The sequence below is a fragment of the Nocardiopsis salina YIM 90010 genome, assembly GCF_000341025.1.
In the GTDB taxonomy this organism is placed as follows: domain Bacteria; phylum Actinomycetota; class Actinomycetes; order Streptosporangiales; family Streptosporangiaceae; genus Nocardiopsis; species Nocardiopsis salina.
In genome coordinates, this window is record NZ_ANBF01000192.1 from 1 (window position 1) to 12,022 (window position 12,022).

General features: G+C 70.6%; 9 protein-coding genes. 3 read left to right on the forward strand and 6 right to left on the reverse strand.

Annotated features, from left to right (window positions below):
* Positions 1 to 239: 239 nt before the first annotated feature.
* From D474_RS0122230 to acs, 6 genes are all read right to left on the reverse strand, one after another.
* Entirely contained in the window at positions 240 to 719 is a 480-nt protein-coding gene (locus tag D474_RS0122230; RefSeq protein ID WP_017615696.1) for a SixA phosphatase family protein, read from the reverse strand.
* Positions 720 to 985: 266 nt separating this feature from the next.
* The gene (locus tag D474_RS0122240) at positions 986 to 3,388 is read right to left on the reverse strand and encodes a sodium-translocating pyrophosphatase (protein ID WP_017615698.1); all 2,403 of its coding nucleotides are present in this window, start codon (positions 3,386 to 3,388) and stop codon (positions 986 to 988) included.
* A gap of 533 nt (positions 3,389 to 3,921) precedes the next feature.
* The gene (locus D474_RS0122245; protein ID WP_017615699.1) at positions 3,922 to 4,434 is read right to left on the reverse strand and encodes a DUF309 domain-containing protein; all 513 of its coding nucleotides are present in this window, start codon (positions 4,432 to 4,434) and stop codon (positions 3,922 to 3,924) included.
* Between the two features lie 28 nt (positions 4,435 to 4,462).
* On the reverse strand, positions 4,463 to 5,359 hold the full coding sequence (locus D474_RS0122250; protein WP_017615700.1) for an alpha/beta fold hydrolase: 897 nt from the start codon (positions 5,357 to 5,359) through the stop codon (positions 4,463 to 4,465).
* 12 nt (positions 5,360 to 5,371) lie between these two features.
* Positions 5,372 to 5,869, reverse strand: a complete 498-nt coding sequence (locus tag D474_RS0122255) for a phage holin family protein (RefSeq protein ID WP_026118709.1) — start codon at positions 5,867 to 5,869, stop codon at positions 5,372 to 5,374.
* A gap of 195 nt (positions 5,870 to 6,064) precedes the next feature.
* Positions 6,065 to 8,023 (reverse strand): acetate--CoA ligase, encoded by a 1,959-nt coding sequence (gene acs / locus D474_RS0122260; RefSeq protein WP_017615702.1) that lies wholly within the window; start codon positions 8,021 to 8,023, stop codon positions 6,065 to 6,067.
* A gap of 192 nt (positions 8,024 to 8,215) precedes the next feature.
* Here acs and D474_RS0122265 point away from each other — a divergent pair, with 192 nt between their 5' ends.
* From D474_RS0122265 to D474_RS0122275, 3 genes are all read left to right on the forward strand, one after another.
* Positions 8,216 to 9,064, forward strand: a complete 849-nt coding sequence (locus D474_RS0122265) for a Fic family protein (protein WP_193374038.1) — start codon at positions 8,216 to 8,218, stop codon at positions 9,062 to 9,064.
* 442 nt (positions 9,065 to 9,506) lie between these two features.
* Positions 9,507 to 10,562, forward strand: a complete 1,056-nt coding sequence (ssd, locus tag D474_RS0122270; protein WP_017615704.1) for a septum site-determining protein Ssd — start codon at positions 9,507 to 9,509, stop codon at positions 10,560 to 10,562.
* The gene (locus D474_RS0122275; RefSeq protein WP_017615705.1) at positions 10,559 to 11,731 is read left to right on the forward strand and encodes a TadA family conjugal transfer-associated ATPase; all 1,173 of its coding nucleotides are present in this window, start codon (positions 10,559 to 10,561) and stop codon (positions 11,729 to 11,731) included. The genes ssd and D474_RS0122275 overlap by 4 nt, the downstream gene beginning before the upstream one ends.
* Positions 11,732 to 12,022: the final 291 nt, after the last annotated feature.

Below are 12,022 nucleotides of genomic sequence, written 5' to 3' on the forward strand. Positions count from 1 at the left end.
TTTCGGTGAGCAACTCTTCGAGTTTACATGACCCGAGCAGTGCTCGAGACGGTGAACCTGAAGAAAAGGGATGAACCGGCACGCCCGCAGGATCTGCGTTCGTTTCGCTCGGTAGAACCTCGATGCCCTCGCCCGGCTTTGGGCCGTTTGAAGGCGACTCGGAGAACACTACCCCTCGGGGTCCACTTCGGCAACCTGATCTCTCCGTGGCATGGGTCACATGCAACGAGGGGATCAGATCAGTTCAGTACGACCGCGCCGCCAGTCCCCGGAGCGGCGTACAACCACTCCACCTCCAGGGCCACCGCCGTGACCGTCGCCGGCGGGTACCCGCCCATCCCCGGTTGCCCCAGGAAGTCGGAGGCCAGCTGCGCGACCGTGGGGTTGTGCGCGACGACGAGTACGGTCTCGGCCTCGGCCGGGACGTAGGTGATCAGTTCCAGGAGCGTGTCCGTGCCCGCGGAGTAGACGGCTTCGCTGATGTCGACCTCGGGCTGCGTGCCCGGATCCAGGGTGCCGAGCACCCCGTCGAGCGTCTGACGCGTGCGGAGCGCGGACGAGCAGAGCACATGGTCGGGGGCGTATCCCTGTGCCGCGAGCATGCGCCCCACTGTCTCCGCCTGAGCACGACCGCGGTCGGTCAGGGAGCGCTCGGCGTCGTCGACGCCGAACCCGGCCTCGGCCTCGGCGTGCCTCATCAACAACAGTGTGCGGCTCACGGGGACACCGCCGTCGCGACCGCGGCCATGACACCGATGAAGCCCACCATGATCGCGACGACCATGAACAGGCCCTTCATTCCCTGCACGGGGACCACCCTTCAGCTCGGAACGCTTCGGCGCGCGGGACCGAGCCTCCGACCACGCCGCTCCCTCAGGCTAGGAGGCCGCGCCGAGCGATCAGCACCGGCCCGCCACAGAGGAAACGGCCGCCCGGGACAACCCGAGCGGCCGTGCAGAATCCGTCGGCCGGACCGACCCCTGTGTCAGTTCTTGCTGTCCCCGGTCGTGGCCTCCTGGGGCTCACCGCCATTGCCGGGGCCCGGGGCGTCGTCGCCCGACCCTTCCTGCGGGGAGTCCTTCGGCGCTACGCCCTCACCCCCGCTCACGGGGTCCGTCTCGTTCCCCGCATCACGGTTCTTCGACCAGAGGATCGCGCCGACGAGGGCACCGACGGCCAGCAGCGTGACGGCCACCCGCAGAACGATGTTGTCCGCAAAGATGACGACGCTCGGCGCGATGATCAACGCCACGAGGTTCATGACCTTGAGCAGCGGGTTGATCGCCGGTCCGGCGGTGTCCTTGAAGGGGTCCCCGACGGTGTCGCCGATGACCGTGGCCTCGTGGGCCTCCGAACCCTTCCCCCCGTGGAAGCCGTCCTCCACGAGCTTCTTGGCGTTGTCCCAGGCACCGCCCGAGTTGGCGAGGAAGACCGCCATGAGCACACCTGCGGCGATGGCGCCGCCCAGGAACGCGCCCAGCGGGGCGTAACCGAGCGCGAAGCCGACCGCGATCGGCGCGAGCACGGCGAGCAGTCCCGGGGTGACCAGTTCCCTCAGCGAGTCCTTCGTGCAGATGTCCACCACACGTGCGTACTGCGGCTTCTCGGTGCCGTCCATGATTCCGGGGCGGGTGCGGAACTGGTCGCGCACCTCCAGCACGACCCGGCCGGCCGCGCGTCCGACCGCCATGATCGCGAGCCCGGAGAAGAAGAACACGACAGCGGCACCGATGATGACCCCGACGAGCACGTCCGGGTTGTCCAGGGACAGGGAGAAGGCCTCGTCAGCCCCGAGCTGTTCCTGCACGGAGGTGCGGAAGGCCCCGAACAGCGCGGTGGCCGCCAGGACCGCGGTCGCGATCGCGATGCCCTTGGTGATGGCCTTCGTGGTGTTGCCGACGGCGTCGAGACCGGTGAGGACCTCGGCGCCCTTCCCCTCGACGTCGCCGGACATCTCGGCGATGCCCTGGGCGTTGTCGGCGACCGGGCCGAAGGTGTCCATCGCGACGATGATGCCGACCGTGGTGAGCAGGCCGGTCCCGGCCAGCGCCACGGCGAAGAGGCTCACGGTGACGGAACCGCCGCCCAGGAGGAAGGCCGCGTACACGGCGCCGGCGATGAGCAGCGCCGAGTAGACCGCGGATTCCAGGCCCACGGAGATGCCGGAGAGGATCACGGTCGCCGCTCCGGTCTCCGAGCTCTCCCCGATGTCCTTGACCGGGCGGCGATCGGTCTCGGTGAAGTAACCGGTGAGCAGTTGGATGGCGGCGGCGAGCACGAGACCGATGAGGACCGCGCCGATCGCGACGAACCGCGGGTCGGGGCCGGCGCCGGCGAGGTCCTCGAGCACGCTGTCGCTCACGCCGGTGAGCTGGTCGAAGCTGGAGGGCAGGTACCAGAACGCGGTGGCCACGACCAGAGCGGCGGAGATGGCCGCGGAGGCGAAGAAGCCGCGGTTGATCGCCGACATGGCGGTGCGGTCCTTCACCTTGGGCGCGACGAGGAAGATACCGATGACGGCGGTGATGACCCCGATCATGGGCACGAGCAGCGGGAAGACGAGCCCTTCCACACCGAAGGCGACGCGGCCCAGGATGAGGGAGGCCACGAGCACGACCGCGTAGGACTCGAAGAGGTCGGCGGCCATGCCGGCGCAGTCGCCCACGTTGTCTCCGACATTGTCGGCGATGGTGGCGGCGTTGCGGGGGTCGTCCTCGGGGATGCCCTGTTCGACCTTGCCGACGAGGTCCGCACCGACGTCGGCGGCCTTGGTGAAGATGCCACCGCCCACACGCATGAACATCGCCAGGAGCGCGGCCCCGAAGCCGAAGCCCTCGAGCACGATGGGGGCGTCGCCCTCGTACATGAGCACGACGACGGCGGCACCGAACAGGCCCAGGCCGACGGTGATCATGCCGGCGACTCCGCCGGTGCGGAAGGCGATGCGCATCGCGCTGCGGTTGGCCTGCTCGTCCCCGCCCCGGGCTGCGGCGGCCACACGCACGTTGCCGCGGACGGCCAGCCACATCCCGATGAAGCCGGTCGCGGCCGAGAGGATCGCGCCGAGCGCGAAGAACACCGAACGACCGACCATGATCTCGGTGGAGTCCGCCGGGAGGAGCAGAAGGAGGAGGGGGATGACGACGACGAAGACCGCGAGTGTGCGGAATTGTCGTTTCAGGTAGGCCCCGGCCCCTTCCTGTACCGCGACCGCGATATTGCGCATTCGGTCTGTGCCCTGCCCTGCGGCAAGGACCTCACGGACGAGCATGCCGGCCACGGCGAGCGCCAGGAGCGCCACCACCATGACGACGATGACGAGGGTGAGATCCATGCCGTTCAGTGGTAGGGCCGTGCCGCTCTCCGCGGCGAGGTTGAGCCCAGACAATCCGTCCTCCTTGAGACGGGCACGACCTTTCCTGCCCCGCACGTGTCATAACGCGTGGGGAAACGGTCGGCCTCTCGGGCTCCGTTCACCGCACACGGGCACGGGCGTACCGCCGTCAGGAAGGGGCCTGGTCTGGCCCGACGGCACGTCTTGCGGGGTCGGATCGGTGCCACCTTCGGTTGGGGTGCGCACCGCCCGCACCATGCGTCACGGGCGGTGATCCGGGGATTGTACGCAGCACCCCGCAGAAAGGTGAGAGTGGATTCGAGATTTCGCCAAGAGAAATCAAAGATGTGATCTTCCGGTGACCCCAGAATTCAGGCAAAGCGAACTCAGGGAAACACTAACCCCGAAAAGATGATCATAATGGCGTAATTCCCTGTTAACGCTAAAGAGTTCACGGGGTCGTGCACCACTCATCTGGGCACGAACACGGAACAGGCATCACCGTCCCCCGCAGTCACGGCATGGAACCCGATGCCGGACTTTCTCCGCGCTTACGGTCCTGCCACAAGGAGGCCAGGCGCTGTCCGTTACTCGCCTTCCCGGTGGCGCAGGCGCATGCGCGAGGGGTCGATGCCCTCTCCCGGTTCCGCGTCCCCGGCGTCGAGCTCGTCGGCCAGGGTGCGCGCGAAGGCAGCTACTCCCTCGGCGTCCACACCGTGCGGGGCGGGCGCGAACGGCTCCACCCGATCGGCCCCGCGCCTGAGCAGCCGCGCGGCGCCGACCATGTTGCCGCGCTGGGCGTGGGTGACACCGACGGCGGTCTGTGCGAGCCCGCGCCAGAGTTCGCGCTCGTCTTCGGGCACGGACTTCCACACCGCTTCGAGGACCTCGTGCGCGGTGAAGGCGTAGCCGCCGTCGAGAAGCCCCTGGGCCTTCTCGAGCCCTTCGGCGGGGGTGAAGTCGGCATCATCGGGGATGCGCTCGACCTCGCCGACGCTGCCGTGGGGCATCGGGCGCCCGTAGCGGTCCCTGGGACGCTGATTCTCCGCCCTGCCGCTGTCGTTGCGGTCCCTGTCGCCGTTGCCGGTCACCGGTGTCATCCCCTCACTGACGCTCGGGACGGCCCGTTCAGGCCGTCTCGCCCAGCCACCCTACGAGAGCCGACGACACCTCTTCGGGCCGTTCCTCGTGGGGGAAGTGTCCGGCTCCGGCCACGGGGTGCCACCGGAAGGCCGCGGAGACCAGGCTGCGGGAGGAGCGGGCGGCGTCGGTCCGGCACACGGGGTCGTCCTCTCCGTGGATCTGCAGGACGGGCACGCGTACCCGTCGGCGCAGGCCGGACCGGTAACGGACCCCGTCCAGGCGCCACCAGGACCGGAACAGCCAGCGGTGGTACTCGAGGGAGCAGTGGGAGACCTTGGGGATCGAGAAGGCGAGCCGGTACCGCTCCTCCGCCTCCGTGTCGGGCCAGCCCGGGCCCGACCACTCGTCGAGCAGGCCGCCCACACGTACGCACCCGTCGGTGAGAAGCCGGTGCTCGGGCAGGATCGGCAACTGGGCGGTCAGAAAATGGCGTGCGCCCGGACCCCCGCGGGCGATCGCGCGGGCTGCGCGGAGGGGGTGGGGCGCGGAGACCGCGGCGAGCGAGCGCACCGTCTCCGGGTGATGGGCGGTCATCGTCCATCCGACGAGTCCACCGACACCGTGCCCGACCACGGCGGCGTCGGCAGCCCCGAGCGCGCGGACCATACCCGCGGCGTCCTCGGCGAGGGTCGGGAGATCGTAACCGCGGGGGGTCTTGTCGCTCGCCCCGTACCCGCGCATGTCCACGGCGGCCGCGCGGAATCCGGCTGCGGCCAGCGCGCCGATCTGGGCTCTCCAGGCCCACCAGAACTGGGGGAAGCCGTGCAGGAGGAGGACGAGCGGGCCCTCACCGGCCTCGGCGACGTGGAAGCGGGCCCCTGCGGCGCCGATGGTGCGGTGGGTCCAGGGGCCGTCCACGTAGGCGGCCGAGTCGTCAAGCACGGTCCGGCACTGTCAACGGCCGGAGTGCGCCGGGGCCTCCGCGGGCTCCTCGCTGTCGCTCACCGCGGTGGCCCCACCCTTGGGGGGACGGACATCGCCGCGGATGATCGCCATGAGGCGGGAGGAGGTGACCGCCGTGCGCGCGAGCCCCTGCCTGCGGCGGAAGTTGATCACCGCGATGAGCACGAAGACCAGGGCGACCAGCAGGTAGAAGAGGGTGACGATACCCAGGGACGCCCAGGCGGGGAGCCCGAAGATCTCGTAGATGCCGAAGCCGGCCGTGACCGACAGCAGGATCAAGAAGATGTGGAGGATCACTGCGGCGGCGAGGAACTCCCCGATGCCCTTGCCGATGCGGACGGCATCGTGTTTGGCCTCCAGCTTGGCGAGCCTGAGCTCGAGGCGTACCAGCCGGGACAGGTTGCCGGTCGCGTCGCTGAGCAGCTCGCTGACGGAACGGTCGGCACCGCTGGAGGCGCCAGGTTCGTCGGCACCCGGCTTGTCCACCATCGTGGGGGTTCCCTTCTCTCGTCCGAACACGCGGATGATCCTCCGCATCCTCGCACACGCGCAACCACCGCCGTCCCTCACGGCACGCAAAAGCCGGGGCTTCGGTTTCGTCACACGGGTGAGCGGGAACGGCGCCCCGGCCTTCGTAGTAGGTCGGGACGCCGTCCGTGTGCGCGGTGGTATCGGGCCGTTTCCCTACTTCTGCGGCAGCTGCTTGGCGATCACGTCCATGATCGAGGCGTCGGTGAGCGTGGAGGTGTCACCGATGTCCCGGTGTTCGGCGATGTCGCGCAGCAGACGGCGCATGATCTTTCCGGAGCGCGTCTTGGGCAGTTCGGGCACCGCCAGGAGCTGTGCGGGCTTGGCGATGGGGCCGAGCGAGGCCCCCACGTGGTTGCGCAGTTCCTGGAGGAGCTCGTCGGGAATGCTCTCCTCACCGCCGCGCAGGATCACGAAGCCGACGATGGACTGCCCCGTGACCTTGTCGGTGGCGCCCACGACCGCGGCCTCGGCGACTTCGGAGTGGGAGACCAGGGCCGACTCGACCTCCGTGGTGGAGATGTTGTGCCCGGAGACGAGCATGACGTCGTCCACGCGGCCCAGGAGCCACATGTCGCCGTCCTCGTCCTTCTTCGCGCCGTCACCCGGGAAGTACAGGCCGGGGAAACGGGACCAGTAGGTGTCCTTGTAACGCTGGTCGTCGCCCCAGATACCGCGGAGCATGGACGGCCAGGGTTCACGCACGACGATGAAACCGCCCTCACCGTCGGGGACGGAGTTGCCCTCCTCGTCCACGACGTCTGCAGCGATGCCCGGGATGGGCCCCATGGCGGCGCCGGGCTTACCGGAGGTGACCCCGGGCAGGGGGCTGACCATGATCGCCCCGGTCTCGGTCTGCCACCAGGTGTCGACGACGGGCGTCTTACCGCCGCCGATGTTCTGCCGGTACCAGACGTAGGCCTCGGGGTTGATGGGCTCACCGACCGAGCCGATCACCCGCAGGGACGACAGGTCGTACTTCGCGGGGATCTCCTCCCCCCACCTCATGAAGGTGCGGATCGCGGTGGGCGCCATGTAGGCGATCGTGACGCCGTACTTCTCGACGATCTCCCAGAAGCGGCCCTTGTGCGGGGTGTCGGGGGTGCCCTCGTACATGACGACGGTCGCGCCGTTGGAGAGCGGGCCGTAGACGATGTAGGAGTGTCCGGTGACCCAGCCGATGTCGGCGGCGCACCAGTAGACGTCGGTCTCCGGCTTGAGGTCGAAGACGGCCCAGTGCGTGTAGGAGGCCTGGGTGAGGTATCCGCCCGTGGTGTGCAGGATGCCCTTCGGCTTGGCCGTGGTGCCGCTCGTGTACATGATGTACAGCGGGTCCTCGGAGTCGTGTGCCTCCGGTGTGTGCTCGGGGTCGGCGCCGCCGACGGCGTCGTGCCACCAGACATCGCGCTCGTTCCAGTCGACGTCCTGGCCCGTACGGCGGACCACGAGCACGTTCTCGACGGCCGGACGGTCGGCCACGGCCTCGTCGACGGCCGGCTTGAGGGAACTCGGCTTCCCACGCCGGTACCCGCCGTCCGCGGTGATGACGAGCTTGGCCTGGCTGTCGTCCAGGCGCTGGCCGAGGGCGTCGACGGAGAAACCGCCGAAGACGACCATGTGCACGGCGCCGATGCGGGCGCAGGCGAGCATCGCCACGACCGTCTCGGGGATCATCGGCATGTAGATCGCGACCCGGTCGCCCTTGCCCACGCCCAGGCCGGTGAGGGCGTTGGCGGCACGGGAGACCTCGTCGCGCAGCTCGGCGTAGGTGATGGTGCGGCTGTCGCCGGGTTCGCCCTCCCACTGGATGGCCGCGCGCTCGCCGTTGCCGGCGTCGACGTGGCGGTCCACACAGTTGACGGAGGCGTTGAGCCTTCCTCCCACGAACCACTGGGCGTAGGGCGGCTGCCAGTCCAACACCGTGTCCCAGGTGCGCTCCCACTGGAGCCTGCGTGCCTGCTCCTCCCAGAAGGCGAGCCGGTCCTCGTCCGCGCGCTCATAGGCGTCCGCCTTGACGTTGGCGTGCGCCGCGAGCTCCTCCGGCGGTGGGAAGCTCCGGGTCTCGTGGAGAAGGTTGGACAGTGTCTCCTGGCTCGGGGGAGTGCTGTCAGCCACTGTGATTCTCCTTACGTCGGCTGGTTCACACCCAATTAATCATGTGGCCAGTGGCCGCGTGAACAGGTGGAGCCGGGTGGGACGGCGGGTCCGGGGCGGGGAGCGACGAACGGTCTGCGAGCGGTCGCCGTGCAGCGACGAGCGGTCCGGTCGGCCCGGTTCAGGGAGGTGGCCGCGCACGGGGCTCCACCGATGGAGGGGGTGTTACCGACGCGTAGTGTGGTTTTCGTGAGCGAAACGACTTCTGCCTCCCTGTCCGACCCGCTGGCTCGGATCGCCGAACTGCCCGGCGTGAGCGACGCGGTCGCCGAGACGCGGACCCTGGTCGACCGTCTGTTGGGCCACCGGATCCTGCGCCGCCGCAGCGCCGACGTGTCCACGGAGTCCTCGCTGCGGGGCGCCTGTGCCTCAGCCGCGCTCGAGGGCGCCGAGGTCGCGATGGACGAGATCCGCGAGGGCCACGTGTACGACACCCGCATCAAGGGTGCACTGCGGGCCTCCGGCGAGGTCGGGACCCTGGTCGACACCTGGCCGAAGGCGCCGGGCCAGGTGCTGGCACGCCTGCACACCCTGGCGGCCGCCGACGCCGTGGCCGCCGAGGCGCTCGGGCGCCCCCGCACCGCGGGTGAGCGTGTCGAGGACCCGCTGGACATGGGCGAGGCTCCCCCGCCGGAGGCCGCCCTGGCGCGGATGGAAGGGCTGTACTCCCTGCTCCGTGCGCGGACCTCGGTCCCCGCGCTGGTGACATCGGCGCTGGTGCACGGCGAACTCATGTCGATCCGCCCGTTCGGGTGGGGTGACGGCCTGGTCGCGCGTGCGGCCGAGCGGCTGACCCTGGTCGAGCGCGGGCTGGACCCGAAGTCGCTGGTGCCTTCCGAACTGGGCCACCAGATGCTGCGCGAAGAGTACGCGCCGGCGCTGCGCCGGTACATGAGCGGGACGCCCGAGGGTGTGGCCGAATGGGTGGTCTACTGCTGCCGTGCGGTGCGTGCCGGTGCCCAGGACTCGCTGGCAACGTGTGAGGCGTTGAAGCGGGGCTGATGCCGAAGACTGCGGCCGGCCCGGGCGAAGGGCGCGGCACAGTGAACGGCACCCCGGGAGCGTGTCCGCGGGGCGCCGTTTCCGGCACTGAGCCGGGGGATCATGCGACCTGTCTTCTGTGCGGTCCGGGCCGCTGCTGTGAACGGTCCCCGGGGCACCTGCCTCGTCACGGCGAGTGGCGCGTGGGTTCCCGGCCTCGTGTCGGGGTGGTTCTTCGCCACCGATCTGTTTCCTTGATACCGCAGTGGACAGCTTCGTGAGAAGGGGGTCTGCGCGTTCTTTTCCCGACGTTTGCGCAGGCCATAAGCGCTTCCCCCGAAGTCGGGGACGGCGCGCGGAGACGACCGGTGAGCGCGGTTGTCCACAGGTGTGAATCGGCTCTTCCCTCCCGATCGGCACCGGTGGATTCTCGAAGGGTGACCCCAGCCCTTCGGAGGCACCGTTGGACCCACAGCCCCGTCCCCTCATCGCCACCGACGACCCCAACCTGCTCGACGACCTCCTGCGCCTGGCCTCGGCCGCGTCGGTGGAGGTGGACGTCGCCCGCACCGTCGAACGGGCGATGCGCCTGTGGACACGTGCTCCCCTGGCCCTCGTCGGAACCGACCTGAGCCCAGAGCTGCGCGCCGCCGACCCGCCGCCCCATCCGCACCTGGTCGTGGTGTGCCGGGGCGAAGCGACGGACACCGGGCGCCGGGAGGGCCTGCTCCTGCTGCCCCGGGACGAGGACGAACTCGCCGGTATGTTCTCCGAGGCCGCAGAGGACGGCACCGCACCCGCGCCCACTCTCGCCGTGGTCGGCGGGCGCGGCGGGGCCGGGGCCAGCCTCCTCACGGTCGCGCTCGCGCTGGCCGGCGAACGAGCCGGACTACGCACGGCGCTCCTCGACACCGACCCCCTCGGCTGCGGTGCGGACGTGTACCTGGGTTGCGAAGGCCTGGAGCAGCCTGCGGGGTGGGGCGACCTGCTGCACCGCAACGGGCGGATGCGGTGGCGCGACCTCTCCCCGAAGCTGCCCGGGACCAGCCACGTCTCGGTCCTGACCTGGACCCGGGGAGCCGGGGGCGAGCGGCCGCTCCCGGTCGGTGCGGTGCGGTCCGCTCTGGCCTCCGCGCGGTCCGGCGCCGACCTGGTCGTGGCCGACCTCCCCCGTTCCTTCGACCCGGCCACGCGGGTGGTGCTCAACCGCGCGGACGTGGTGTTCGTGGTCATCCCGGCGGACGTGCCCTCGGTCGTGGCCGCCACGCGGGTCGCCGATCGGTTGCGCGAGGAGGCGCCGGTCGTGCGGGCGGTGGTGCGCGGGGCCGGCGGGGAGCTCAGTGCGGAGGTCATCGCCGGAACGCTCCGCATGCCGCTCGGTGCCGACCTGCCGCCGGAGCCCGGTTTGGCACGCACACTGGCCTCGGGCCGGGCGCCGGCTCGCCGTTCGCGTTCCCCGTTGGCCCGCTTCGCCGACGGGGTGGTCGGGGCGCTGCCCCTGCCGAGGGCCGTCTCGTGACGCCGCCGGGGGACGGACAGGCGCTCACCGACGCCGTGCGCAACCGCCTGGCCGCGACGGGTTCCGCTGTCACCCCGTCCACAGTCGCGGCGGCGCTGCGGGCCGAGGGCGGGATCCTCGGCGACACCGAGCTGCTGCACCTCACCCAGCGCTTGTCGGCCGACCTGGCCGGCGCGGGCCCCCTGCAGGAGCTCATGGCTCCGGGGGTGACCGACATCCTCGTCAACGGCCCGGAGGAGGTGTGGGTCGATGACGGAGGGCTGCGCCGCGCGGACGTGCGGTTCGGGTCGGAGGAGGAACTCAGGCGTCTCGCCCAGCGCCTCGCGGCACGGGCGGGGAGGCGCTTGGATGCCGCGGTGCCCTACGTCGACGCCCATCTGCCGGGTGGGGTGAGGCTGCACGCCGTCCTGCCCCCGGTGTCACCTTCGGGGGCACGTCTGTCGCTGCGGCTGCCGCCAGAGCGCTCCTTCACGCTGCCCGATCTAGTGGGACGCGGGACCCTCACCCCTCCGGGCGCGGGGTTGTTGGCTGCCTTGGTGCGGTCGCGGGCCGCCTTCCTGGTGACCGGTGGCACTGGCGCGGGCAAGACCACTCTCCTGTCGAGCCTGCTCTCCCTGGCAGATCCGAGGGAGCGGATCGTGCTGGCGGAGGACTCTCCCGAGTTGCGGCCGGACCACGCGCACGTGGTGCGGTTGCGGACGAGGCCCGCGAACATCGAGGGCAGTGGCGAGATCGGGCTGGACACCCTGGTCCGGCAGGCGTTGCGCATGCGCCCCGACCGGTTGGTGGTCGGAGAGGCGCGCGGGGCCGAGGTCGTCTCGCTGATGTCGGCCCTCAACACCGGGCACCACGGTGCGGGGACGCTGCACGCCAACGGAGCACAGGACGTCCCGGCACGGATCGAGGCACTCGCGTGCGCGGCGGGGCTGAGCCGGGCCGCGGCGCACAGCCAGCTCGCGGCGACACGGGTAGTGATCGTGCACCTGGCGCGCGGTCGGCGGTTGTCGGAGGTGGGTGTGCTGTGCCGCACGCCGTCCGGGTTGGTGGAGGCCCGCACCGCGGTGGCTTTCGCCCCTGACGGTTCTTACCGGGAGGGCCCCGAGACAGCGGGGTTGGACGCGCGGTTGGGGTCGTCATGGCGGCCGGGGCCGGGCGGGGGTGAGCTGTGAGGGTCGTCCTGGGATCGGGGTGCGGCGATGATGGTGCTGCTGGTGTGCCTGGCCGGGGCGGTCGCGCTCGCGCTGCTTCCGCGTGCTCACCCGTCGCTGCCGAGAACCTCGGGCCGTGCTGCCCGGCCACAGGTCTGCGAGCTGTGGGAGCGGTGGCTCGCGCGGGCTCGGACAGCGCGGCAGGGGGTGGAACGGCGGCGTGCGGTCATCACCCTGTGCCGCACGTTCTCCACGGAGCTCCGGGCCGGTCAGCCGCCGGAGGAAGCGCTGCGGCTCGCGGTGCACCAGTCG

Coding starts and splice junctions, on each gene's coding strand:
- D474_RS0122265 (WP_193374038.1), top strand. CDS start 8,216: ATGGAGGGGGTGTTACCGACGCGTAGTGTGGTTTTCGTGAGCGAAACG.
- D474_RS0122255 (WP_026118709.1), bottom strand. CDS start 5,869: ATGGTGGACAAGCCGGGTGCCGACGAACCTGGCGCCTCCAGCGGTGCC.
- D474_RS0122245 (WP_017615699.1), bottom strand. CDS start 4,434: ATGACACCGGTGACCGGCAACGGCGACAGGGACCGCAACGACAGCGGC.